Annotated in this window: 25 protein-coding genes; 14 read left to right on the forward strand and 11 right to left on the reverse strand. The window is 64.9% G+C overall.

The features are described 5' to 3' along the window. The first annotated feature begins 4 nt into the window (after positions 1-4). Both OIM94_RS19885 and OIM94_RS19890 read left to right on the forward strand, forming a co-directional pair. Positions 5-517: a Pycsar system effector family protein gene (locus tag OIM94_RS19885; protein WP_264610185.1), complete on the forward strand. Its 513-nt coding sequence runs from the start codon at positions 5-7 to the stop codon at positions 515-517. A 319-nt stretch (positions 518-836) separates the two neighbouring features. Beyond that, positions 837-2015: a winged helix-turn-helix domain-containing protein gene (locus OIM94_RS19890; RefSeq protein WP_264610186.1), complete on the forward strand. Its 1179-nt coding sequence runs from the start codon at positions 837-839 to the stop codon at positions 2013-2015. Positions 2016-2565: 550 nt separating this feature from the next. Here the strand turns inward: OIM94_RS19890 and OIM94_RS19895 are convergent. Further along, positions 2566-3603, reverse strand: coding sequence for a winged helix-turn-helix domain-containing protein (locus OIM94_RS19895; protein ID WP_264610187.1), 1038 nt, complete (start codon positions 3601-3603; stop codon positions 2566-2568). Between the two features lie 116 nt (positions 3604-3719). Between OIM94_RS19895 and OIM94_RS19900 the strand changes: the two genes are divergently transcribed. Continuing rightward, on the forward strand, positions 3720-4271 hold the full coding sequence (locus OIM94_RS19900; protein WP_264610188.1) for a hypothetical protein: 552 nt from the start codon (positions 3720-3722) through the stop codon (positions 4269-4271). A gap of 441 nt (positions 4272-4712) precedes the next feature. Here the strand turns inward: OIM94_RS19900 and OIM94_RS19905 are convergent, their stop codons facing one another. Continuing rightward, positions 4713-4991, reverse strand: coding sequence for a hypothetical protein (locus OIM94_RS19905; RefSeq protein WP_264610189.1), 279 nt, complete (start codon positions 4989-4991; stop codon positions 4713-4715). Between the two features lie 286 nt (positions 4992-5277). On the opposite strand from OIM94_RS19905, the gene OIM94_RS19910 reads away from it, so the two are divergent. Next, positions 5278-5862, forward strand: a complete 585-nt coding sequence (locus OIM94_RS19910) for a recombinase family protein (RefSeq protein WP_264610190.1) — start codon at positions 5278-5280, stop codon at positions 5860-5862. A 348-nt stretch (positions 5863-6210) separates the two neighbouring features. On the opposite strand, the gene copD is transcribed toward OIM94_RS19910, so the two are convergent. Next, positions 6211-7140 (reverse strand): copper homeostasis membrane protein CopD, encoded by a 930-nt coding sequence (copD, locus tag OIM94_RS19915; RefSeq protein ID WP_264610191.1) that lies wholly within the window; start codon positions 7138-7140, stop codon positions 6211-6213. Position 7141: 1 nt separating this feature from the next. Further along, on the reverse strand, positions 7142-7513 hold the full coding sequence (gene copC / locus OIM94_RS19920; RefSeq protein ID WP_264610192.1) for a copper homeostasis periplasmic binding protein CopC: 372 nt from the start codon (positions 7511-7513) through the stop codon (positions 7142-7144). A gap of 118 nt (positions 7514-7631) precedes the next feature. Here copC and OIM94_RS19925 point away from each other — a divergent pair, with 118 nt between their 5' ends. The 9 genes from OIM94_RS19925 to OIM94_RS19965 all read left to right on the forward strand — a co-directional run bounded on the left by OIM94_RS19925 (position 7632) and on the right by OIM94_RS19965 (position 14476). Beyond that, positions 7632-7904 (forward strand): hypothetical protein, encoded by a 273-nt coding sequence (locus OIM94_RS19925; protein ID WP_264610193.1) that lies wholly within the window; start codon positions 7632-7634, stop codon positions 7902-7904. Beyond that, the gene (locus OIM94_RS19930; protein ID WP_264610194.1) at positions 7901-8341 is read left to right on the forward strand and encodes a periplasmic heavy metal sensor; all 441 of its coding nucleotides are present in this window, start codon (positions 7901-7903) and stop codon (positions 8339-8341) included. Before OIM94_RS19925 ends, OIM94_RS19930 begins: the two co-directional genes overlap by 4 nt. Then, a complete protein-coding gene (locus OIM94_RS19935; protein WP_264610195.1) occupies positions 8338-8907 on the forward strand; it encodes an RNA polymerase sigma factor in 570 nt (189 codons plus the stop codon). The genes OIM94_RS19930 and OIM94_RS19935 overlap by 4 nt, the downstream gene beginning before the upstream one ends. A 67-nt stretch (positions 8908-8974) precedes the next feature. Then, positions 8975-10951: a copper resistance system multicopper oxidase gene (locus OIM94_RS19940; RefSeq protein WP_264610196.1), complete on the forward strand. Its 1977-nt coding sequence runs from the start codon at positions 8975-8977 to the stop codon at positions 10949-10951. Next, positions 10948-12147 carry a copper resistance protein B gene (locus tag OIM94_RS19945; RefSeq protein ID WP_264610197.1) on the forward strand — a complete coding sequence of 400 codons (1200 nt, stop codon included), beginning with the start codon at positions 10948-10950 and terminating at the stop codon, positions 12145-12147. The genes OIM94_RS19940 and OIM94_RS19945 overlap by 4 nt, the downstream gene beginning before the upstream one ends. Before the next feature lie 8 nt (positions 12148-12155). Beyond that, entirely contained in the window at positions 12156-12884 is a 729-nt protein-coding gene (locus tag OIM94_RS19950; RefSeq protein ID WP_264610198.1) for a PepSY domain-containing protein, read from the forward strand. 76 nt (positions 12885-12960) lie between these two features. Then, complete coding sequence (locus tag OIM94_RS19955; RefSeq protein WP_264610274.1) at positions 12961-13518, forward strand: DUF305 domain-containing protein; 558 nt, start codon at positions 12961-12963, stop codon at positions 13516-13518. Between the two features lie 48 nt (positions 13519-13566). Continuing rightward, on the forward strand, positions 13567-13977 hold the full coding sequence (locus OIM94_RS19960) for a DUF305 domain-containing protein (RefSeq protein WP_264610275.1): 411 nt from the start codon (positions 13567-13569) through the stop codon (positions 13975-13977). 91 nt (positions 13978-14068) lie between these two features. Continuing rightward, positions 14069-14476: a DUF411 domain-containing protein gene (locus OIM94_RS19965; RefSeq protein ID WP_264610276.1), complete on the forward strand. Its 408-nt coding sequence runs from the start codon at positions 14069-14071 to the stop codon at positions 14474-14476. A gap of 42 nt (positions 14477-14518) precedes the next feature. Here the strand turns inward: OIM94_RS19965 and OIM94_RS19970 are convergent, their stop codons facing one another. Continuing rightward, positions 14519-14716, reverse strand: a complete 198-nt coding sequence (locus OIM94_RS19970) for a hypothetical protein (protein ID WP_019368240.1) — start codon at positions 14714-14716, stop codon at positions 14519-14521. A 406-nt stretch (positions 14717-15122) separates the two neighbouring features. Further along, positions 15123-15890, reverse strand: coding sequence for a glutaredoxin family protein (locus tag OIM94_RS19975; protein ID WP_264610199.1), 768 nt, complete (start codon positions 15888-15890; stop codon positions 15123-15125). Positions 15891-15950: 60 nt separating this feature from the next. On the opposite strand from OIM94_RS19975, the gene OIM94_RS19980 reads away from it, so the two are divergent. Then, on the forward strand, positions 15951-16376 hold the full coding sequence (locus OIM94_RS19980) for a MerR family transcriptional regulator (RefSeq protein ID WP_264610200.1): 426 nt from the start codon (positions 15951-15953) through the stop codon (positions 16374-16376). 971 nt (positions 16377-17347) lie between these two features. Here OIM94_RS19980 and OIM94_RS19985 read toward each other — a convergent pair. Genes OIM94_RS19985 through OIM94_RS20005 form a run of 5 tightly spaced genes read right to left on the reverse strand, consistent with a single transcriptional unit; the run spans position 17348 to position 24845 of the window. Beyond that, positions 17348-18685, reverse strand: coding sequence for a sensor histidine kinase (locus tag OIM94_RS19985; RefSeq protein ID WP_264610277.1), 1338 nt, complete (start codon positions 18683-18685; stop codon positions 17348-17350). Between the two features lie 2 nt (positions 18686-18687). Next, positions 18688-19365: a response regulator transcription factor gene (locus OIM94_RS19990; RefSeq protein WP_264610201.1), complete on the reverse strand. Its 678-nt coding sequence runs from the start codon at positions 19363-19365 to the stop codon at positions 18688-18690. 7 nt (positions 19366-19372) lie between these two features. Next, on the reverse strand, positions 19373-20749 hold the full coding sequence (locus OIM94_RS19995; RefSeq protein WP_264610202.1) for an efflux transporter outer membrane subunit: 1377 nt from the start codon (positions 20747-20749) through the stop codon (positions 19373-19375). After that, the gene (locus OIM94_RS20000; RefSeq protein ID WP_264610203.1) at positions 20746-23868 is read right to left on the reverse strand and encodes an efflux RND transporter permease subunit; all 3123 of its coding nucleotides are present in this window, start codon (positions 23866-23868) and stop codon (positions 20746-20748) included. The genes OIM94_RS19995 and OIM94_RS20000 overlap by 4 nt, the downstream gene beginning before the upstream one ends. Then, positions 23868-24845, reverse strand: a complete 978-nt coding sequence (locus OIM94_RS20005; protein ID WP_264610204.1) for an efflux RND transporter periplasmic adaptor subunit — start codon at positions 24843-24845, stop codon at positions 23868-23870. The genes OIM94_RS20000 and OIM94_RS20005 overlap by 1 nt, the downstream gene beginning before the upstream one ends. Positions 24846-24853: the final 8 nt, after the last annotated feature.

Raw genomic sequence — 24853 nt, forward strand, 5'->3', positions numbered from 1 at the left:
GCCGATGACTGATACCGAGCGTCTAAACTTCGCACTGGGACACCTGGATCGGATTCAGGCCCTCCAGGGGCGGGTGGAGAACCGCGGCGCCGCACTTCTGGCGCTCAATCTGGCGATGGCGAGCATCACCGCCGCCAACCTCACAAGGCCGATCTTGGCAACATTGTGGGCCGGCGTGGCACTGCTAGCGCTTGCTGCGATAGGGGTCGCCTTTGTAAGTCTGATTATGGTTTCATACTCGCATCTCGCGAACAAGGTCCGGCCGTCGCTTCTATTTTTTGGCGACATTGCTCGCATTGAATCGGACGTCTACATCTCGCAGGCGAAAGGCGCCTCGACGGAAGATCTGGTCGAGGATGCGCTTTGCCAGATCTGGCGAAATTCTGAGATCCTCATGCTAAAATTTGCACGGACCCAACGCGCCTTCGTCGCCACTTGCTGTGCCATCATCCTGTGGATGGGGTTCCTTCTAGGTGTAATGGTTCAAACCGGCGCCCTACCGATGCTAAAGATCTGAGGGGGCAGCAAAAGCGCGAGCGCTTCGAATGACCGATTAGAGTCGCCATTCGGACCATCTGCATTGCAGCGTTCAACGGCAGCTTCTGTCAGGAACAGACGTCCGCGCCACCTCATTCAAACGACCGGCTTTGGTCGACTTCTGCCACCCCGCTAGCCAGCGGCCACCTCTTCGCACCATTCAAGGTGCGTCCGCTTTTGGGAGGTCCCGTGAGCCGGCTGAATGTCTGGAAGTGGGCGCGCAGCCGTCTGCATTCACTTGGTGGGTTGCCGGTGCCACTTCGCTTGACCTTCCCCTTTCTCGGATCAACAGCGAAGGAATGACGACCAGCCTTTCCCTCGCTGATGCACGCCGGATTGCTCTAGCCGCGCAGGGGTTTGGATCCCGATACCCATCACAGGTCGGCGCAGCTCAGTTACGCCGAACCGTAGACCGCCTTGGCCTTTTCCAGATCGACAGCGTTAACGTGCTGACGCGTGCACACTATCTACCAGCCTTCTCACGGCTGGGCATTTACGATCGTGCATTACTCGAGCGTGATGCGTGGGGCCCGAAATCCGCTCGCCGCCTCTTCGAGTATTGGGCTCATGAAGCTTCGCTCCTCCCGATTGGCCTGCATCCGCTGTTACGGTGGCGGATGGCGAAAGCCGAACGCGGCGAGACCGGGTACGCAGCGCTCAGGCGCTTTGCGAACGAGCGTCGGGTCGAAGCCGATGCGGTCCTCGCGCGAATTGCTGCAGATGGCCCACTCGCTGCGGCCGACTTCGAGAACGGCTCGAGCCGGAGCGGCTGGTGGGAGTGGAGCCACACTAAGCATGCGCTGGAGTACCTTTTTTGGGCGGGGCGCATAACCACCGCTACGCGGCGTGGCAGTTTCGCGCGCCTGTACGATCTGACAGAGCGGGTAATCCCGGCCGATGTCCTCGCACTTCCTACACCAAGTTCGGCTACCGCGCAGCGCATGCTCATCGACCGCAGCGCTCGGGCACTCGGTGTGGCCACGGCTGCGGACCTCCGCGACTACTTCCGGCTGAAACCAGCCGAAGGCGATCCAGCGATAGCGAGTTTGGCCGAGGAGGGTGTCCTTGAACCGGTCAAAGTTGTGGGGTGGAGCCAAAAGGCTTGGATGCATCGTGAGGCAGCGAAACCGCGCCGAATACGCGGGGCAGCGCTGCTGGCGCCTTTTGACCCGCTAATTTGGGAACGCGGCCGAACAGAGCGGCTGTTCGGCTTTCGCTATCGTATCGAGATCTACGTGCCACAGCCACTTCGCACCCATGGCTATTACGTGCTGCCATTCCTGCTCGATGAAGCGCTGGTAGCCCGTGTGGACCTCAAAGCCGACCGCCAAGCTGGCGTGCTGCGAGCGCAGAAGATTACGCTCGAGCGAGATGCGCCGCTCGATACCCGCGAACTCCTCAACACTGAACTCGAACGAATGGCAGAGTGGCTCGGCCTGGGGGCCTTGGTGCTCGGCGAAACCGGCCTGGCTGAATAGGCCCGCTCGCGCTAGCCGGCGGTGCTCCGAGAATTGTTGCGCCTAGCCGTTCTCCACAATCGGTTGACGCCACCTTTACTGAAGGTGGAACGCTGAAGGCGGCTTTTGGAGAGCTCAATCGGCCCCACCAACATCCGGAAGTGGGCGCGCAGCTGCCTGGCTCCCCTGGCCCCGCCGTTTCGACGCTCCCGCCCCAGATGAGGTCACTCGCGAAATCGATTGATCGCCCTGAATGGGGTCAATCAGGTGGCACAGTAACAGGGAGGAGAGCGATATGCACGTAATTGTATCAAGCAACGGTACACTGTGAAGACGAGAACCGGCAATTGCGAGCGCGGGTAGAGCAGCAGGAGAGCCTTATCCGCTCAGTGTTCTGAGGCAACAAGCTCCGGCCGCGCCGAAGGCGCGCCGGAGCTTGGGCTTCTGCTTACAGCGCAGAAGGGTTTATCGACTGCGGCGCGAACGTTATCGGCGCGCTATTGTTTGTCAATGTTGAGCACAGAAGTCATGTGCTTCGTTATGGGAATCTGGAATCAGTCTACGCTATTGGTCAGCGAGCCGGGCTCGGACCGCTGCGAACCGCCAAAAGGCCAATCCCGACTGCCAGGGCGAAAATCTGACATTCCATCGCGACCGTCAGCCCACGCGTTGTCTGCGTGAAGCCGGTTTGGCCAAGCAACATGCTTATCCGGGCCATGCTTAGTTGTGTGCCGGGCAGGCCCTTCTCAAGAGCGTGCAGCGATCCGGCCAGCAATGTTCCACCGGAGCAGACGATCAGGATCGCTGCGGCGCCGCCGGCAAGCACAGCAGCGGCGATGACGTTTCTCCGCGGATGTCCCGCCAATGCGGTCCACGCAATAAGGCCCGTTGCGGCACCAAGGATCGCGCCCTCGAACGGTCCGGTTGCCTTCGATATGGTTGCTCCTGAAAGCAGCCCCACACCCTCTGTTGAGAGTGTGTTGCCTAGCGCGCCTACAAGGAGCCCTCCCAATGTAGCGCCAGCGATCACCCACCAATCGGCACTGCCTCGCCAGGTGATGGTAGCGGTCAGGCCGGCCCCAATGCCCCCGCCACCAAGCAAGCCCAGCGCGGCGATCATCGCTGCCAGGGTGAGTACCTGACTGCCGCCGCCAATCCCTGCGACAATGCCGTAGAGGAGGCCTGCGAGTGCACCGGAAGTCAGGCCTGCGATGGTACAGGCTCCGGCAACACTTGAAACGAGCGGGTTCGCTATCGGTCTAGCTTGCGGGATCAAGTCTGCGATGAAGCGATAGCCGTGCTTGGGAACCGTTTCGATGAACCTTGGAGCAGTCGCATCGTCCCCCAGCGCACGTCGAAGCGTGCGGACGCATTGGGTCAGCGCTTCGTCGGTCACCGGGATACCTTGCCACACGGTTTCCATGAACGCGTCCTTAGAGACGAGCTCTCCGCGTCGCTCAACGAGCAGCGCCAAGGCGTCGAAGTAGCGGTTGCCGAGTTCGATGGGCAGGCCATGCTTCCGCAGCTGGCGGTTGTCGCAATCGAGTTCGAACCCGTTGAAGTGCAGTATGTGAGGTGGCCTTCGCATCGCCTCTCGCTCTGCTGCCATCGAGGCGGGGTGACAAGCGCTGAGCTGCTTCCTCAGAAAATGCTCAGGAATCCCTCATGCTTTTTTGCGCTCCACCGGACCATGATCCGCGGCGCTGAGCATCCGGAGTTACGACCATGCACGATACCTCTTCACCCCGGTTCCCGCTTCTAAATGGCTGGCGGATTACCGGCTGGGGCTGCCTCTTGGCATTATTCATGCTGCCCGCATTGGCAATGCAGATAACCAGCGAGGTCGACTGGACCACCGGCGACTTTGTCTTTGCTGCGGTGGCGCTGGGGCTTCTCGGCGCCACTGTCGAACTGGCGGTGCATTTTTCCAGACCCGGAGCGGCGCGCACGGGTTATATCCTTGCAGGCTTCATTGCCTTCCTCACTATCTGGTCAAACGCCGCCGTTGGGATCGTCGGAGATGAGGACTCCATAAACATCTTGTTTTTCATGATGATTGCCGTCGCATTGGTCGCAGGGGCGTTCCTTCGGTTTCGCTCAAGTTCGATGAGGTGGATCACGGTGGCGCTGGCGATTGGACAATACGCAGCTGGCGTTGCCGCTCTCTTTGTGATGCCAAGACACGCGGTCGAGTGGGGTGTTTTGACTTTCTTCGCTGTGCTGTGGCTCACGGCGTCATGGTGCTTTCGATGCGCAACTAGTCCCCGCAGCGCCTGAGAACGGACTGAAGAGCGGCAGCTGTCGAATGCGACGCCAACCTGACCTCCCATTTCGATCAGGCGGAGCGCACCGACTTTGGCAGCCGTGCCCTAGCCTGGTGGTAACCCCGACCCGTGGAGCGGCAGTTAACCACCCACCTCCAGCCGCCAACCGCGAGTGTTGAAAGAGGGCCGTTTGCGTCCGCTTTCAGGCGGCCGATCGGCCCCCTGAATGTCCGACTTTGGGCGCCTTTCTGAAGGTCCGCTTCGGCGCGGCCCATCGGCGGCTTCTTAGGGGACCCTCCCCTACCCGCTTGCCTACGTTGACCGTCAAGGTCCGACGGCCTATATAGCCGGTGCAGATTGTTTCTATGGAATCATCTCCAAGGGCGTACCGTGCCAGCGGTGCGCCCTTTCTGCGTATTGGGGGCAGGCCTGCCAGAGCCTGCCCCCTCACCCGTTACTTACGGGCGGCCTCTATGATCTTGATCACGAGACCCGCGAAGGCGATGCAGAGCATCGCCACCGCGATTGCAGATTGTGTGTCTATGGAAATCACCTCCATCCTGCAGCCATAGGGCTGCCCCGCCCGAATGGCGGCTTCTAGGGGAAAGCGGAAGCCCGTTTCGATAGCCTCTAACATGAGCTCGAGACCGACGGTGCCGCTTGGCCAGTATCTCGCGACATCCTGCTCCACCGTCTCGGCCGATCCACCTCCCGGGCGGAGCCTGGAGATCACAGGATCACAGCTCCCCTGAGGTGCTTTCTGGATATGCCTCTCGAGGACTGGGCGCGAGCCGGTCCTTTAAGCGTCCCACAACCGCTCAAAACAGACTGAGCCTTCGAGAACCAGATATCGCAGACCGCTTGAACTTGGATGGCAAAAGAGGTGTCCGAAAACACATGATTTCCGACATCCTGAGCGACAACCCTCTTTCCGCGATCGCCTTGTCTCTCAAAGCGATCGACAAACCCTGTCGCTTTGGTGCAGTGTACGAAAAGCTGGTTTCGAGGGTTTGTCGTACATGCTCATTGGATACATGCGGGTTTCGTCCGCCGATGATCGTCAATCGGTGGATCTGCAGCGCGACGCGCTGATCGCAGCAGGTGTCGATCCGCGGCACATTCATACCGACAAGGCTTCCGGCGCGCGGGACGATCGCCCAGGCCTTAAAGCCTGCCTCGCCTATCTGGCTGAAGGCGACACACTGGTGGTCTGGAAGCTTGACCGCCTTGGGCGCTCTTTGCCCCACCTCCTCTCGATCATTGCGGACCTGAAAGAGCGCGGTATCGCATTCCGCTCACTTACCGAGCAGATGGACACGACCACCCCCCACGGCGAGCTGCTGTTTTCCCTGTTCGGTGCTTTGGCACAGTACGAGCGAGCTTTGACTCGTGAGCGAGTGATGGCTGGCCTTGCCGCTGCAAAGCGGAGAGGGCGTAAGGGCGGGAGGCCGCCGGCGATCGATGCGGAGAAGATGGAAGCGGTGATCCAAGCACTGGCATCCGGCACCAGCAAAGCGGCGGTGTGCCGGAATTTCGGCATCGCTCGATCTACCCTTGTGGGCACCCTTGCTCGTACGGGGTGGAGGGGTACTTCAGGCGATTAGCCGCGTCCAATCGCAGGTCAGAAGCCGCCGGTCCGCTTCCGCCCAGATTCGGACGTACCGGATGAGAATTCGGGCTCCCAAGACCTGCCATTCGTTGAGCATGGTCTGTCCCGTTTCTACGTCTCAAACAGACCGTTTTGGGAAAGAGCAATCGGGAACAGGTTTTGGGAAACGGGGTTCCTTAGACGGCACCCGCTGAGATTGCCGCCGCGACTGTCCCCCTGCAGGTTCCCAATCGGGAAGGACGGCATGCACTCGCTAGTCCCTCGGCTGAAAGGTTGCGCGGAAGAATGCGAGAAGATGGCCGCGTAAGTGCCGTCGGACGACAATGATCGGCCGCCTCACTCTTCACATCGCTGACATGGGTGGTTCGAGCGTTCCCAGCCATGCGACGAGCGCGAGGATCACAATGGCACAGACCACCTCGATCCCGAGGCTGAGACGTAAGGCGCTGAGTGCGCCGCGTTGATCGCCACCCGGCATCGCTTGCTCCAATGCGGGCGTCAGACGGAAGCGATTGAGCGATGCCAGCACCAGCATCGCGCCAAACAGGACGAGCTTGGCGAGCAGGAGCTGGCCGTAAAGGGACGTGGCGAGCTTTGGAAGGTTGCCTACGCCGACTAGCAGCCATGTATTGGCGAGGCCGGTAACGATAATGGTGCCGACCACGATCGTACCGACCAGGCCGAACCCGTGCAGTGCGCGATGCGTAAGCGTCAGATGGGTCGTATCGGCCTGGCGGGCAGGACGAGCCACAAGCAGGACAAGGCCAAGCAGCGCCCCGACCCAAGCCCCGGCTGAGAGCAGGTGGAGAATATCGGCAAGGAGGTGAGCCCAGCCTTTTGCACCCTCGTCCATCGCCCCGTGCCCGGTCCAGGCGAGTGTCGCCAGCGCCACAGCGCTGGCGATCACCACGACGCCGAGGAGAGGCGCCCGTCCGGCTGCCACCAAGGCGGCGACCGACGCCACGATCAGCGCGATCATGCGTGCTTCCCATGCCGTGCCTATGGTCGACCCGGAAAGCAGCATTCCGATCGTCTCGCGATCGATCGGCCAGGGCGGTGTGCCCGCCATCGCCGCAGCGAGTAGCGCAAGTGCGATGGCGGAGAGCAGAAGGCCCAGCAAACCGAGGCCGACGAGCCAGAGGCGCAACGCGAGCGCGCTGGTGCGCTCGCCTACCTTGAGGCCGTACAGGCCGAATGCCGATAGGCCGAACAGTCCGCCCAGCGCCAGAAAGAGCGCGAAGCGTACAGCGATCAGCGGCCAGTCGGTTTCCACCTCACTTGACCGCGAAGGTGTAGTTGCCGGCGACGCGATGGGTGTCGCTCGACACGACATGCCATGTAACGGTGTAGCGGCCCGGAGCGAGCGGCGCCTTGGGCGTAAGGACAAGCGTGCTGCCGTTACCGGCGACGGCTGCCGTTGCCGTGATCTTCATCGGCGCGTGCGTCGCCCCGCCATGTCCGGTCATCATGAGATCGGCGCCGGAGAACTTCGGCATCAGCTTTTCGCTGAAACGCAGCTCGATACGGGCAGGCTTGGCGACGGTCGCATTCGCGGCCGGCGAGGCTGTCACGAGTTTCGGATGAGCCTGCGCTGCGCTGGCGACGCCGAGAAGGGCAAGGGCGGTAGGAAGGAAGATGCTACGCATGGGATACTCCGTAGGTTCGTGCCCTATCTACGCGCCCCGGTCGCGCACCCCTCAGCCGTCCGATGAGGGATGTCGGGCAATCCTGCGTATGAAATGCTAGTGGGGTGGAGTGGAAAGCATGGACGAACTGGACAGAGCGTTGGCGAGGCTGGCGGGCGCACCCGCCCCGGCCGCGCTGGACGGCATCGAGACGCGGGTACTTGCACGGATCGGCTCGCGGCCCGTCGTGCGGCAGGCCGGCATCGGTCTTGGCGTAGTGACGGCAGCGGCGCTTGCGATCGGCATCGTCGGAGCCGAGCTGCCCGCCGCTGCCCGCCCAACCGTTTCCCTGGCCCCGCTTGGCGGAGCGTCGCCGCTCGCGCCTTCCTCCTTGCTGCTGGGTGAGCAATGACCTCGACGACGCGCATCGTTCTTGGTGTCGTGCTCGCCTTTCTGGCCGCGATCGGAGGCGTGTTCGTCGGGCGGGCGCTGTTGCCGCAGCCCCAGCAGCCAGGTGCCGCGCTGCATGACGTATTGCACCACAAGCTGACGCTGGACGACAATCAGCAGGCACGGTTGAAGGTGCTGGAAGATCGCTTCGCGATGCAGCGGCGTGCGCTCGAGCTCGAAATGCGCGCTGCCAATACCCGGCTCGCCGAGGCGATCGAAACCGAACATGGCAATGGCCCCAAGGTCGCAGCCGCAGTGGACCAGAGTCATGCGGCGATGGGCGAGCTTCAAAAGGCGACGCTCGCGCATATCTTTGCCATGCGGCAGTTGCTGCGACCCGATCAGACTTCCCAATTTGATGCCGCGGTGGTGAAGGCACTCACCGCCGGTCAGGGGTGAGCCTCGATTGGACCGCATTGTCTGACGGCGAACTGGCGACGCTCAGCATCGCCGGCCGTCAGGCGGCCTTTGCGGAAATCATGCGCCGTTACCGTCAGCCGGTTTTTCGGCTTGCGCGTGCCTGTGTCGGCGAACCCGATGAAGCGCTTGATCTGGTTCAGGAAACCTTCGTCGCCGCGCATCAGGCGCTGCCGCGCTACGATACGCAGCGCGCGATGAAGGCATGGCTGTCGACGATCGCGATCAACAAATGCCGGGATTGGGCGAGGAAGCGCGCCGTTCGCCGTTTTCTGTCCTTCGGCTTCGCGATGGAGGACCAGGCTGACATCCTTCCCGACAACGCCGTGGCGATCGATGACAGTGCAGCCGATCGCCAGGAGCTTGATCGGGTGACGCGCGCTATCTCGACGTTGCCGGCCAATCTGAAGGAGCCGCTGGTGCTGCGGACGATCGAAGGCTTGAGCCAGGCCGAGACGGCCGAGGTGTTGGGTATCAGCCAGAAGGCGGTCGAAACCCGCCTTTATCGCGCGCGAGCGCGGCTCATGGAAAAGTTGAATGTTGGCTAAGGGATGATCGGGCGAGACGCGTAGAAGGGGTGCGGGCCGATCGCGGCCCAACCCTTGAGGAGCTTCGATGTCGCGCGTTCTCGATCGCCGCCAAGTGCTGCGCGGTGCCACTATGGCGGGAGGCAGCCTTGCCCTGTCGGCCTATATGCCGGCGTGGGCGCAACCCGTCTCCGCTGGTATCGCCAAGCCGTTGCCGACCGTCTCGGGCGAGGACATCACGCTGAAAGTCGCACATCAGATGATGATGATCGACGGGCGGGAAAGCCACGCGATCGGCATTAACGGCACCGTGCCGGCACCGCTGATCCGCCTACGGGAAGGGCAGAATGTGCGCCTTCATGTCGTCAACGACCTGGACGAGGAAACCTCGATCCACTGGCACGGCCTGCTGGTGCCGTTTCAGATGGACGGTGTTCCTGGCATCAGCTTTCCCGGCATTCCGGCGCGCTCGACCTTCACCTACGAATTTCCGATCATCCAGAGCGGCACCTACTGGTATCACAGCCATTCGGGGTTTCAGGAACAGGATGGTCACTACGGCCCGATCCTGATCGATCCCAAGGACACGGACCCGGTGCAGTTCGATCGCGAGCACGTCATCGTGCTCTCCGATCACAGCTTCCAGCATTCGCATTACCTGTTCGACCGGCTCAAGAAGGAGTCGGGCTATTTCAACCGCCAGCGCCAGAGCTTGGCCGGCTTGCTCGCGGGCAAGGATCAGCCGCTCAAGGAGCGGCTGATGTGGGGCAAGATGCGGATGGACCCGGCTGACGTCGCCGACGTGACCGGATCGACCTACACTTATCTGGTCAACGGTCATGGGCCGCGCGACAACTGGACCGCGCTGTTCAAGCCCGGCGAGCGGGTCCGGCTCCGCTTCATCAACGCATCGTCCATGACGACCTTCAACGTCCGCATTCCGGGCCTGCCGATGACGATCGTCGCAGCGGACGGCCTGAACGTGCGGCCGGTCCAAATCGATGAGTTCCAGTTCGGTCCCGCCGAAACCTATGATGCGATCGTCACGCCTCCCGACATGCGCGCGTACACGCTCGTCGGCGAAAGTGTTGACCGCTCTGGCCAAGCCCGGGCCACGCTCGCGCCGCGTGAGGGCATGGCTGCCGAGGTTCCTCCCCTCCGCAAGCGTCCGCTCGCGACCATGAAGGACATGGGCATGGGCGGCCACGACATGGGCACCATGGATCACGGCGCCATGCAAGGCATGGGGAACGGTGCGGCGGGCGCGCAGGCCGGTTCGATGGCGGGCATGGACCATAGCGCGATGAACCATGGTGCCGGTGCCGGCTCTATGCAGGGGATGGATCATTCCCAGATGAACCACGGCACGGCCGCTGCCGCTACCGGAGGGATGGCCGGAATGACGATGCCGCAAGGTCAAAGCGGCGCGATGGCCGGGATGGATCATGGCTCGGGCACAATGCCCGGCATGGCAGGCGATCAGTCGATGGCCGGCATGGACATGGGCAACATGAACATGCGCGACTTCTCGAAGGCACCGGAGGTGAAGAAGGGGCCGGGCGTTCAGACCATCTCGGCTATGCCGGTGGACCGCACCGGCGATCCGGGTCAGGGGCTGGAGAATGTCGGCCACCGCGTGCTGACCTATCGCGATCTGATGGCGCTCGACCGCAACCCCGATACGCGGGCACCAGAGCGTGAGATCAAGCTTCACCTCACCGGCAACATGGAACGCTACATGTGGGGCTTCGACGGCGAAAAGCTGTCGGAGAACCCCGATCCGATCACGCTGCTGCATGGCGAGCGGGTGCGCGTCACCCTCATCAACGACACGATGATGGGCCACCCGATCCACATTCACGGTCACTTCTTCGAGCTGGTGACGGGGAAAGGCGCCTGTGCGCCCCGAAAGCATACCGTGCTGGTCCAACCGGGCGGAACTGTCAGTTGGGACGTGACGGGAGAGGAAGGCGACTGGGCGTTCCACTGCCACATGCTCTACCACATGCACGCGGGCATGATGCGTGTCGTCCAGGTCCGGAAGGCCGGGGAGGCCGCAGCATGAGCCGGTCGATCCTCCTTGCCGGTTTGGTATCAGCGATCATCGCTGTTCCTGCCTTCGCACAGAGCATGGACCATTCCATGCACGACATGCCGGGCATGACCATGCCGGCCAAGCCTGCCGCCAAGGCCGCCCCGAAACCCGCCGCGAAGCCGGCATTCAAGCGCAAGGCACCTGCCAGAAAGACGGCGTTCCGACGTGCGCAGGCCCAAGCTCCGGCGACTGACCCGCACGCCGGTCACGATATGAGCGGGATGCAGGGGATGGACATGGGCGGCCAGCAGTCGGCCCCCGCCTCGAACCCGCACGCGGGCCACGATATGTCGGCCATGCCCGGCATGGGTGCCCCGGCAGGAATGGCGCAGGACCAACACGCCGGCCACGACATGAACGCGATGCCGGGCATGGCGATGAACGGCGATCAGGGCGGCGCTAAAGTCGGGACCGACCTGCCCCCCGGCAACAAGCCCGCACCCGCTCCCTCCGGCGATCATCTTGCCGATCGTTTCTGGGGTGCGAAGGCGATGGCGACCTCCCGCGAGGACGATCTGCGTCGCGAGCATGGCGGGATGACCTACTATCAGGTGCTCTTCAATCTGGCCGAGTACCAGGCTCGCAAGGGTAGCGACGGGTATCGTTGGGATGGCGAGGCGTGGGTCGGAGGCGATATTGATCGCTTGTGGCTGAAGTCGGAGGGCGAAGGCAGTTTCGGCAAGTCGCTCGACAGCGCCGAGGTTCAGGCGCTCTATAGCCATGCGCTCGACCCCTATTGGAACCTCCAGGCGGGCGTGCGCTACGACATCAAACCCAACCCTTCCCGGACCTATGCGACCGTGGGTATCGAGGGGCTGGCACCTTATTGGTTCGAGGTAGAAGGTGCGCTGTTCCTGTCGAACAAGGGCGAGGTGCTGGGTCGTGCCGAGGGCTATTACGATCAGCGCATCACCAACTATTTCACGCTTCAGCCGAGGATCGAGGCCAATTTTTCTGCGCAGGATGTGCCGGAAACCGGCACCGGATCGGGGCTGACCGATCTGGAGGCAGGCCTGAGGCTTCGGTATGAAGGTCGGCGCGAGCTGGCGCCGTATATCGGCGTGTCGTGGGAACGGCAGTTCGGCGACACCGCGCGCTTCACGCGGGCACGCGGCGGTGACACCGGCGGGTTCAGCTTCGTCGCTGGCGTGAGGACCTGGTTCTGAGCCCGCGGTTGCGCCTCCACATCGGGGCGAGCAAGGTCCATCGCTGGCTTGCTCTCCTGATCGGGGCGCAGGCGATCGTATGGTTCACCAGCGGACTCATTATGAGCCTGCTGCCGATCGATGTGGTGCACGGCGATCACCGGATCGATCGCAATGCCGAGCCGGCGCTGTCGGTCGACCAGACCTTTGCACCCGTTCCTGCCCTGCTCGCGAATGCCGGCGTGCCTGTCCGTCAGCTTCAACACCGGATGCTGCTCGGTCGACCCGTCGTTGAGGCGCAGCTTGCCGATGGCAAAATCCGGTTGCTCGACGCCCGGACGGCTGCGCCGCTCCCACCGATCGACATGAGGGCCGCGGCGGCCATCGCCGGCAGGGTCTATCGAGGCGGACCCGCAGTTCCGACGATAGAGCGGGTGGAGCGCCCGAGCACCGAATATCGCGGCAGCCTTCCCGCATGGCGCGCATCGTTCCCTGACAAAGATGCGACGCGCATCTACGTGTCGGCGGAAACCGGCCGGCTGACCTCGGTGCGTACCGGAACGTGGCGGCTCTACGACTTCTTCTGGGGCCTCCATATCATGGACTGGACCGAGCACGAACGCTTCAACACGCCGTGGCTGATGGCCTTTGCGGCGGGTGGCCTCGTGTTCGGCGTCGCGGGTGCGATCCTCCTGTTCATGCGCTGGCCGCGACGCAGGCGGAGAAAAGTGCAAGGGACAGCCCGAACCGCCGCGTAGTTTCTTTGGGGGTGCCAAAGGAGAATGGGCGATGGACCACGACCAGCACCGATCCGGCCAGGGTGGCGGGATGGGCATGAGCTACGGGCGGTTCGCCGCCATGATCGCGACATCGACCGTCGTGATGTTCGGGTTGATGTACCTGAACACCTATGCCCTGAGCCACGTCGAGTACAGCCAGACCCGGACGTGGATGGCGATTGTCATGGGTGCCGTGATGGCGATCATCATGCTCGGTTTCATGTGGGGCATGTACCCGAACCGCCGCGCCAATCTCGGCATCGTGGCAGGCGCTGTCATCGTGTTTGCCGGCGCTTTGTGGCTCGTCCGCAGTCAGGAGACTGTCGATGACGTTGCCTACATGAAGGCGATGATCCCGCACCACTCGATCGCGATCATGACGAGCGAACGGGCACACATCAAAGACCCGGAAGTGCGTAAGCTCGCTGACGGCATCATCGACGCCCAGGTTCGCGAAATTACGCAGATGAAGCGGATGATCGCCCGGCTGGAAGCGAACCCCACGTCCTCGAACGCGCCGGACCTGCCTTCCTATCGCGACCGGCAGGTGCCGCCCCCGCCCCCCGAGACGGATCAGAGCACCGGCATCAACACCTTGCAGCCGGTCCGATAGATTTGCCGTTGGTTGAGGGGTGGCGTGCTGGCGCGCGTACCTTTTCGCATGGGCGGGGGTAACGTGGAGAAATCAGACATGAAGACGATCGCGATCATGACCGCCGCCTTGTTCGCCGCCACCCCGGCATTGGCGCAGCAGGCCGGGCATCAGGGGATGGATCATCAGGGAATGAGCCATCCAGGCATGATGCAGCCGAGCGCGGCCAATCCCTACGGCCCCGACATGATGAAGATGCACGAGCGGATGATGGCGGCAAAGGGTGCCGACGCCGGCGAGACGTGGATCCGTCAGATGATCGAGCATCACCGCGGCGCGATCACGATGTCGCAGACGGCACTTCGCAGTACCCGGAATGCGGAAATCCGTCGTGAGGCGCAGAAGACGATCGACAGCCAGAACCGTGAGATCGCGACGTTGAACGCCATGCTGCGCAAAATGGGCAAGAACCCGCAGTAACCGACCCGCCCTCGCCTTTGGGCGACACAAGGCAGTTATTGGGGAGCCGATGATGAAACGACCTTTTCGTACTGCGATAGCCGCCTTGTTGATGGGGCTTCCCGCGACCGCGATGGCTGCAGCCGACATCGCCATGCACCGCGATCCGGGGTGTGGTTGCTGCGAGAAGTGGGCTGTGCAGGTCCGCCAGCAGTTCGGCCGCAAGGTGCGGATCATCGACGATGCCGATCGCGGCGCTTTGCAGCGTCGCGTCGGCGTCCCGGCGGATCAGGTATCCTGTCATACCGCCATCGTCGACGGCATGGCCTTCGAGGGCCATGTTCCGATCGCTGACATGAAGCGCGTTCTGGCGCAGCGTCCCAAAGGCGTGAGCGGGCTGGCAGTCGGCGGGATGCCGCTCGGATCGCCCGGCATGGAGGTAGCGGGCATGAAGGCCCAGCCCTTCTCCGTCATCGCGTTCGGCCTGGGCGGTCGCCGCGTCTATACCCGGCATGGTTAGGTAGCTGGCGGGAGCGATGAACCGCTCCCGCCAGCCGTCAGGTCAGTGCTTCATGCCCGACATGTCATGGCCAGCGTGATCGCCGCCCTTCTTCATGTCCGCGCAGCAATCCTTCTTGCAGCAGTCGCTGCCGTCCTTGCAGCAGGTCTTGTCCGCGCCGCAGCAGCCGGCATCGGCCGCGAATGCAACGCCGGGGATCGCCAGCGCCAGGGCAGCGCCGATCAGCTTGAACTTGGTCATCCGTAACTCCGTCGATCGAATGTGTGTGTAATTCGGATCGTCACACAACTCGCGGAGGGGGTGTTGCAGGCGGAACGGGCATTCCTATCAATCCCGCAACAGGTAGTGGTTTGAGCGCGATGCGGATCGGAGCGTTAGGCCCGGTCTGTGTCAACGCTTCACTCTGAACTGCCATGCAGGGCGTCGAGCAGGCTGCTTGTTGCGGGGCCTTCGTGGGTTTGTGACTTCCCTCGCAATCGGCCATCTCGGATGCGACCGGCGCGGCGTTCGCCACGGCCTCGCAGATCGGGCCGAGGCGCAGGACAAGCGTCACCGCCAGCATAGTCAGCACCGCCAGGCGAAGCAGGCGGGCAAGGCGGTTTAGTCGACGCTCCACAGGCTTATCGATCCCGATCACCGTTCGATGTCAATGCGCCATCGAGAGCGCTGCCGGCGCGGCAATCATCCAGATCGCCATCGCGACCATCATCACGTTCTCGGTGAGCGACAGGAAGCCGAGCGGCACGTTGCTGTCCCCGCCGACACAGGCGCACTTCAGCTCGCGCTTGTCGATATAGACGGCCTTGATGACCGACACCGCACCGATCGTGCCAATGACGAGCGCGACCGGCACCGAGAGCCAGGTCAATGCACCCGCCGCCATCAGCACGCCCGCCAGACCCTCCGCGTAGGGGTAGATATAGGAATAGGGCACCCAGCGCTTGGCAAGCAGGTCGTAGTTGAGAAACATGCTCGAAAAGCTCTCGACGTTCTGGAGCTTGAGCATCGCGAGCACGCACATCGAGAAGGCGATGAACCACTCTCCCGCGCGCACCGTGACGGGCGTGCCGAACACGGCGTAGCTAGCAGCCAGCGCCATCAGTGCCGTCATAGTGAACACCGCGATCACCGGGCGGTAGGTGACGGCCTTGGGATCGCGCACCGTCTTGCCGAAGAAACGGCGCAGGTCGTCATAGCCCCCTACCCGCTCGCCCCCGATGAAGGTTTGCGGCGTCGTCTTGACCCCGTGCTTCGCCTTGAAAGCGTCAGTTTCCTCCCGCGTGCGCAGCCAGTGGTCCTCGACCTCATAGCCCTGTCGCCGAAGCAGATCTTTCGCCTTCAGACCGTAGGGGCAGGTGTGCTCCGGCATCACCATCCGGTAGATTGTCGCGCTTTTGGGGGCCGCGGTCGCCATCGTCTTCTCCGTGTTCTCGCGACCCCTATATGGGGTCTGTAGTATAGTACGGAGTCAAGCATGATATCCCTCACGATCGCTGGTTTTGCGCGCGAGGGTGGCGTTGGTGTCGAAACGGTCCGCTACTATCAGCGTCGAGGACTCATCGACACGCCGGATCGGCCCGAAGGCTTCGGCTCAGCCGGCGGATTTCGCCGCTACGGCGCGGACGACGTCCGTCGCCTGCGTTTCATCAGATCGGCTCAGGCAGCGGGTTTCACGTTGGAGCAAATCGGCGAACTACTAGCGCTAGACGCGACCACTGATCGAGCACGAGTCCGGCAACTCGCCCACGAACGCGTCGTGGCGTTGGACGCGCAGATCGAAGAGTTGAGGCGTGTCCGGTCATCACTTCATCGGTTAGCGCAAGAATGCAGAGCAGGCTCAGACGGCCCCTGCCCCATACTGGAGGCCTTTGACGCGAGAGATGCTGGCGTCGCGCCATAGGTGCTTGCCCAATTTGGTGTCAAAACCGTCCGGTCCTGACACCGAGGCTTACGCGTAATCCTTTCTCACTTCTGCCAGTGCGACGGGTTTCGGGAAGCGTTCGATATTCCCATTTCCCGATCCTTTTGGGAACGCCCCGGCCGTCTCGCGGGCCGATCCCATGCGAGACGGGATCGCAAAACCTTGGGGTGTCATTCCGCCCCCAAACCGTACCCGGCCACCAGCGGCGCATTTTTCAACAGCCACACCTGTTTGTCGTACATCAGGCGGCCTGCGCGGACCGGCAACTCTTGAACCATCCGATCTCCAGAACGGCCGGAAGTGGTGGGAAGCGGACTTGACCGTTTTTGGGAGGGCGCGGGCGATAGCTGCCGTCCCGAAAACGATGGCATTTTGGGAAAGGCAACGCGGATGCCAGCCGGCGGTGTTTATATCGCCAGTTGTCACGTATCTCGGACAGTGACGTTGGCAGCGCGACCGTGTTGCCAATCAACTTCCAGAATCCAGTGATCCATGAAGCTCGGGCAAAGTGCCCAAAATCCCCGACTTTGATCGCCAGACGGTTCACCGAGGATTTTCACTAGTTCGTCACGCGACTTCCCGGCAATCCCGACCCTAACCCGCAGGTCCATCAGCATACCGCATCGCGTGTTGTCTTCATGCGCGTCAGGTCCGGTCCACGTCGCAGAAGCTGCCTTCCATCGATCAGGATCGAACTTCGTAGGCCATGTTTCTGTGTAAGGCCCTCCACCCAACCAAGCGAGAAACAGAAGCATCCCCGCTGCCAAAAGAGCTATCACAATCAGGATACGCCGCTTGGTCGTGTGAACAGCCATAACCAAACGTCGATCATAAATAGCTCGACGCCGCAAGCGGGCGGGCCTTTCCCGATTGGGATCGAGCAATGGGAAAGTCCGGTCGTGCCCAAAACCCCGCTCTGCCGGAGTTCTGGGAAACCTTGAGCGCTGGCATCATCCTTGTCGACCGGCCTTTAGCCGAATGGTGACACCGAACCCGCCTCCGCTTTCCGACAGAAACGCATTCCCGCCATGCCCGACAGCGATTGCACGGACCAGCGCGAGACCAAGTCCGTGTCCATCGGTGGTGCGCGACGTTTCCGCGCGGGCGAAGCGCTGGAACAGGCGCTCCGCGTCGGCGGGAGAAACGCCTGGACCGTCGTCCTTCAGCGTCACCTCGATCGCGTCGTGCGTCGTTCGGGCGGACAGCGTTGCCGTCGTGCCGGCGGGGGTATGGCGCAGCGTATTCTCCAGCAAGTTCGACAGCGCCTGCGCCAGCAGGCGACGGTCGCCCTCAAGATGCAGACCGGGAGGGATATCGGTCGCGAGGTGATGACCGGCGGCTTCGAAGTCGGGTCGGTAGGTTTCGGCCATGTCGTCGAGCAGCGCTGACAGTTCGATCACGGCCAACGCCCGGCGTTCCGCCAATCCTTCCACCTCGGCGATGCGTAGCAACGCGGCGAAGATCTCCAGCAGGTCGTTGGCTTGACGGCGGGCGGCATCGATCGCCTCCGCATCGCCGGCGGCTGCGCGATCGAGCTGATTGCACAGGCGGGTGAGCGGCGTGCGCAGGTCGTGCGCGACGTCGGTCGATACCTGCCGCAGATTGTCCATCAGCGCCGCCATGCGGTCGAGCATCCGGTTGAGCGTCGCGGCGAGGCGATCGAACTCGCTGCCGGACCCGTCGCGTGGCACCCGTTGCGTCAGGTCGCCGGCGATGATCGCCTTTGCCGTGGCATCTACGCGCGACAGGCGCCGCCGCGTAAGCCATCCGACCAATACCGCCGCGCCGATCCCCAGCGCCAGCACCGCACCAAGCGCGCCGGCGAACAGCAGCGCCAGCGTTCGGTCGATCGCGGCCAGATCGCGGCGGTCTGCGACGACGACGAGAAGCCCGCCGGCCAAGGGCGTGGCGAGCGCCTGACCGACGCCGGTGCTATCGCCGCGGCGAAAGCCAAAATGCTCCTGATAGCCGGGTTCGGGCGGCGCGAGCGGGGCGATGGTGGCAGCGATCGTGCGGCCGTTGCGGTCGACCAGCAGGTAATCGAGACTGGCTTCGTTCCGCGCATCCTCGCGCAGGCGGATGGCTTCGGCCACTCCCGCCAGTCCGGCTTCGCGTTCCTCGGCCATCAGCGCGCGTGTCTCCACCGCGACGCGGTGATCCAGTTGTTCCTCCAGCGCCTCGTGCGTCACCTCGTAGGCGACCGCGCCGATCGCGAGTGTCGCCGCGGCGAAAGCCAGCGCGACCAGCACGACGATGCCGAAGGTGGAGCGCCACAGGCGGCGGATCATCGTCACGCGTCCCGGATCATGTAGCCCGCTCCGCGCACCGTCTCGATCGCGTCCATGTCGAACCCGGCGTTGAGCTTGGAGCGCAGCCGGCTCAGATGCGTCTCGACGATGTTGGTCTTGGGGTCGAAGTCGAAATCCCAGACGCGTTCGAGCAGCATGGTCCGCGTCATCACCCGGCGGGGGTTTCGCATCAGCTCGGCCAGCAGCGTGAACTCGCGCGGTTGCAGGGTCACACGCCGTCCGGCCCGTTCCACGGTGCGACGATGCAGGTCGAGCACGATGTCGCCGACCCGGAGCAGGTGCGCGTCGTCGCCGCGCGGTGCCGGCCGGCGCGCCAGCGCATTGAGGCGTGCGGCCAGCTCGGAAAAGGCGAACGGCTTGACCAGATAGTCGTCGGCGCCGCCCTCCAGTCCCTCAACTCGATCGGCAATTCCGCCGACCGCGGTCAGCATCAGGACCGGCGTCGCGTCGCCGGCCGCGCGCAACGCCCTGACCAGGGCGAGGCCATCGAGGCCGGGCAGCATCCGGTCGACCACGATCGCGTCGAACCCACCCCCTGTCGCCTCGAACAACCCGTCACGGCCATCGGCACTGACCGCGACCTGGTGCCCGGCCTGACCCAGCCCCTGCGCCACGAAGGCGCGGGTGTCGGCATCATCCTCAACGATCAATATCCGCATCGCCCGACTATCGCGCGCCAGCATCGGTTCGCCAACCGCCGCCCAGCGCACGGAACAGCGCCACCTCGTTCTGCGACACAGCCAGATCGGACTGGACCTGTTGCAGTGTCGCCGACGCCAAGGCCCGCTGCGCATCGACCTGGAGCAGGCCGGGCGCATCGCCGAGCCGCACGCGCGCACCGGCCCGCCGCGCATAGGCCTGCGCCTCGCGCGAGGCGGTCGCCAGATCACGGTTGCGGCGCGCCTCGGCATCATAGGCCGCGAGCGCCGTCTCCACCTCGCGCAGCGCCCGCAGCACGGCCACGTCCCATCCGGCGAGCGCCGCGCGCTCGGTCGCGCGGGCCTGCTCCAGGCGAGCGCGGGCGGGCGCCTGATTGGGGAACGCCCAGCTGACGAGCGGCGATGCGACGGCCTTGAACCCGCCCGACAGCAGTCCCATCGCTCCGCCCAGATTGACGCGCGGGTAGAGGTCCGCCCGCGCCACCCCGATCCGCGCCGCGGCTGCGGCAAGGCGTCGCTCCGCCTCGCGGACGTCAGGGCGCCGGAGCAGCAGCGCGGTCCCATCGCCGACCGGCGCGGCGGTGCGCAGCCGGGGTGCGGCGGTGCAGGCGAAGCGATAGCCCCGCGCTTCCGCCGGGGGGCGCCCCTGCAACGTTGCGAGCCGATACAGCGCGTTCGCCCGCTGCGCCTCGAACGGCGCGATGACCGCGCGAGTGGCAGCGGCAATGGTCGCGACCTGCGACACCTCCAGCGGCGACACTTCGCCAGCGCGGAGCTGTTCGCGCACGAGCGCGACCGACCGGTCCTGTGCCGCCGCGACCTCGCGCGCGGTCGCGATGGCGCGGGTCGATCCGCACAGGTCGACATAGGCCAGCACCGTGTCGGCGACCACGGCGACGCGCAGCCCGTCGACGACGGCGGCCTGCGCCTCGGCATCCGCGTCCGCCGCAGTCGCGGCGGATCGCAGCCGGCCGAACAGGTCGAGATCCCAGCTCGCCGTCGCGGCGATGTCGTAATCCGTCGTCGGCACGTTGCCCGACGCGCTCGGTTGCGAGGCGGGGTTGTCGACCCCCAGCGCGCTCTCGATCGTCGTCTGCGGCAGCCGAGCCGCCCGTGCCTGCCGCAGCGCGGCGCGCGCGCCGTCAAGATTGGCGTAGGCGACGCGCAGATCAGCATTGGCGGCGAGGGCCGATCGCACCAGTCCATCGAGGACGGGATCGTCGTAGAGCCGCCACCAGTCATCCGGCACCGGCGCGATCGACGCGACGGGAAGCCGGGCGAACTCGCCCGTCGCGCTGGGCGGGGCGATCGTCGGCGGAGGTGCGGGCACGCTCATGCACGCAGAAGCAAGCAGCGCGACGGCGGGAACGAGGCGACGGATCATGCCAGCGCCTCCTTGGCTGCGGTCGCAGGCGGCACGGTGCGGTCCTCGCCATAGCGGGCATAGAGCGCGGGCAGCAGCAACAGGTTGAGCGCAGTCGACGAGATAAGGCCGCCGAGGATCACGATCGCCATCGGATGCTCGATCTCGTGCCCTGGCGCGTTGCCCGCGACGATCAGGGGCACCAGTGCCAGTCCTGCGCAGGCGGCGGTCATCAGGATCGGCACCAGTCGCTCCTCCGCGCCGCGCAGCACCAGCTCACGTCCGAAGGTCATGCCTTCATGCCGTTCGAGATGCTGGTAATGCGACAGCAGCATGATGCCGTTGCGCGCGGCGATGCCGATGACGGTGACGAACCCGACCAGCGAACCGAGCGACAGCACGCCGCCGGTGACGGCGACCGCGACGACCCCGCCGACCAGCGCGAAGGGCAGGCTGACGCCGACCAACGCGGTGATCCGACGCGAGCGGAACTCCATCCAGACGAGCAGCAGGATGCCGACGAGGCACAACGCGCCGATGCTCCAGAGGCGGCTGCGCGACTCTTTCAGTGCGGCATATTCGCCGAGCACCTGCGGATGATAGCCGGTCGCGAACGGCACCCTGGCGACCGCGGCGTCGACCGCCTGCGCGACCGTGCCCAGGTCCGCGCCCGCGACGTTCATCGTCACGTCGAGCCGGCGCTGGCCATTCTCGCGCTTCACCTCGTTGGGCGCAGGCACGATCTCGATATCGGCGATGTCGCCCAGCCGCACCGGCGCCCCGGCGGCTGCATTGCCGGGGGCTGGCACCTGGATCATCAGGTCGCGCAAGGCGTGGACGCTGTTACGCACTGCCGGCTCGCCCCACACCGCCACGTCGAAGGCGCGCTGGTCGCGGTAGATTTCGCCGACCTTGGCCTGCGCGACCAGCACCTGCGCCTGCCGGCGGACCTCGCCCGCGGTGAGGCCGAACCGCGCCAGTTCACCCGCGCGCGGCCGGATGCGGATTTGCGGCACCAGCACCTGGGATTCCAGCTTCAGGTCGGAGACGCCCGGGATGCCGCCGATCGCCTCACGGACGCGGGCACCGGCCGCGCGCAGCTCCGCCTGATCCGGGCCGTAGATGCGCACGACGATCGTCGCGCCGGCGCCGGTCAGCACCTCCTTGATCCGCTCGCGCAGATAGGTGAGCACGTCGCGATAGAGGCCGGGATAGCCCTCGACCACCTCCTTGATCCGCGCGACCGAGGCATCATAGTCGGCGTTCTCGTCGAGGCTGATCCAGAGTTCGGTGAAGTTGGGGCCGACCACCTCGTCGGCCTGTTCGGCGCGGCCGATATGCGCGCCGAAGTTGCGGACGCCGGGGATGCTGCGCAGTTCCTTCGACGCGCGGATCGTGATCCGGTCCATCGCCTCGATCGACGTCCCCGGCTTCTCGACGAAGTGCATCAGGAAGTCGGTTTCGCGGAAATCGGGCAGGAACTGGTCCTTGAACGTCGCATAGCCGACACCGGCGAGCAGCAGCCCGCCCGCGACGATCCCGACCGCCATCGCCGGCCTCGCGACCACGCGCGGCAGGAAGCCGACGTAGCGGCGTTTCATCACCGCGACGAAGCGGGTGTCACGCTCCGCCTTCAGCGGCGCGTTGGGGAGCAGGAGCAGGCACATCGCCGGCGTCACGGTCAGAGCGACCAGCAACGACATCCCGATCGCCAGCACATAGGCGATGGCGAGTGGCTGGAAGAAGGTGCCGGCGACGCCGCCCAGGAAGAAGATCGGCACAAACACCAGCATCACGATCAATGAGGCGAAGACGACCGCCGAGCGCACTTCCAGCGAGGCGGCGAGCACCACCGCGAACGCCGGCTTCGGATCGGCCGCCTCGCGGTTCAGACGCAGCCGCCGCGCGATATTCTCCACGTCGATGATCGCATCGTCGACCACTTCGCCCAGCGCGATCACGAGGCCGGCGATTATCATCACGTTGATCGTCGCACCCGACCACAGCAGCATCAGCCCCGCGCCAAGCAGCGACAGCGGGATCGCGACGAGGCTGATCGTCGCCTGCCGCCAGTCGCGGGTGAACAGGAACAGCACCGCCGCCACGAGCGCGCAGCCGATCATCAGCGCGCGGGTGAGATTGTCGATCGACCGTTCGATGAAGGTCGCCGGCCGGAAGATGGTCGTGTCGACCCTTACGTCCTTGAGGCCCGGCTTCAGCTCGGCGAACGCGGCCTCGACCGCGCGGGTCAGCTCCAGCGTATTGGCGGTTGGCTGCTTCTCGACGATCAGCATGATGCCTGGGCCGTCGTCGATGATGGCGTTGCCGATCGGCGCATTGAAGCCGTCGACCACGCGGGCGACGTCGCCGATCCTGACTGGTGCCTCGCCCGCCTGCCTGACGACCGCCTGTGCCAGCTCGGCCGCGGTCTGCACCGTGCCTGTCTGCTGGACGGCGAGGCGCTGGTTGGGCGTGTCGACGAACCCGCCGCCCCCGACGAGCACAGCGTCCCCGGCCGCTGCGCGCACCTCCGCCAGCGTCACGCCGGCCGCGCGCAGCCGGTCGGGATCGACCAGCACCTGCAACTGCCGATCGCGCTGGCCCCACACCGCGACGTTGGCGACGCCGGGGACGGCCATCAGCCGGGGCCGGATGGTCCAGCGCACCAGCTCGGACAATTGCATCTGGTCGAGCTTCGTCGACGACAGCCCGACCTTCATCGCCCGGCTTGTGGAGGACAAGGGCGGCATCAGCACCGGCTGACGCGCGGCAAGCGGCAGGCGCGGCTGCACCTGTGCGATGCGCTCGCCGACCATCTGGCGGGCGCGGATCACGTCGGATCCGCGCTCGAACAGGATTTGCACCGACGACAGACCCAGCACCGACTTCGAGCGCAGCGTCATCAGCCCGGGCACGCCGTTGACCGCCGTCTCGATCGGCACCGTCACCAGGCTCTCGACCTCCTCGGTGGACAGCCCCGGCGCCTCGGTCTGGATTTCCACCATCGGCGGTGCGAACTCGGGGAAGACGTCGAGCGGCACGTCGCGCCCGGCGCGGACGCCGAGCACGACCAGCAGCGCGGCGAGCACGAGGACGAGGACACGCTGCGCCAGCGCGAAGTGGACGAGCCGGCCGAGCATCAGTGCGCGGCCCCGAACTCGGTCCCGAACAGTTCGGCCGCACCATCGGTGACGACCTGTGCGCCGGCCGTCAGCCCACGTGCCAGCAGCGCCCGGCCGCCGCTTTCCGACGCCACCTCCACGCGCTGACGCACGAAGGTGTTGGGGGCGGTCCGCTGATAGACCCATTCGCCACCGTGGATATCGCGGAGGATCGCGGTGGATGGCACCGACAATCCTTCGGTCTGCCCGGCGAGCGGCAGGTCCACCGCAACACGCTGGCCGACGCGGAAGGCGCGGTCGCGATTGTCGACGACGTAATACAGGTCGACCGTGCCCGCGACAGTGTTAGCCGAAGGCGGTGCCTGGACCGGACGCGCTGCGCGGGGAGCGCCGCCATCGCCGAGCATGCGCACCGTCGCGCTGTCCGCGCGGCGCACATCGCCCATGTCGCTGCCAAACACCGATGCGCGAACCCACAGGACAGGCTGCGAACCGAGCGCGGCGACTGCCGGCCCGAGCAACCGTCGCTGCTGCCGGGCGGCGCCGAGCGCCGCCTGCGCCGCGGCCAGCGCCGCTGCGGCTTCATCACGGGCGCGCACGCTGCCGGCCTCCTCCCGCACCAAGCTCTCGGCCCGGTCGAGCGCGATCCTCGCCAGCCTCGCCTGCGCCGTGGCGCGCGCCAGTTCGGCATCGGCCGCCGCCTGCTGGCTGCCGATCTGCTGGAGGTTTGTGGTCGAGTTGACCGGCACGCCATTGGCGCTGATCGGCGGCACGACAATCTCGCCGGCGACCTCGCGCGTGGCGATGGCCGTCCCTCCGCTCACCCGCACAAGCGCGATGCCGAGACGCTGCTGAGCCTGCGGCGTTAGCGTCAGCTTCAGCAATTCGCTCTCATGCGCGATCGTCTCGGCATGGGCGGGCGGCGCGGGCGGCTTCGCAACTTTTTCGCCGCAGCCGGCGAGCAGGATCGGGATCAGGAGAAGGGTCTGACGCATACCGGCGA

This window comes from Sphingomonas sp. R1, assembly GCF_025960285.1.
GTDB lineage: Bacteria > Pseudomonadota > Alphaproteobacteria > Sphingomonadales > Sphingomonadaceae > Sphingomonas.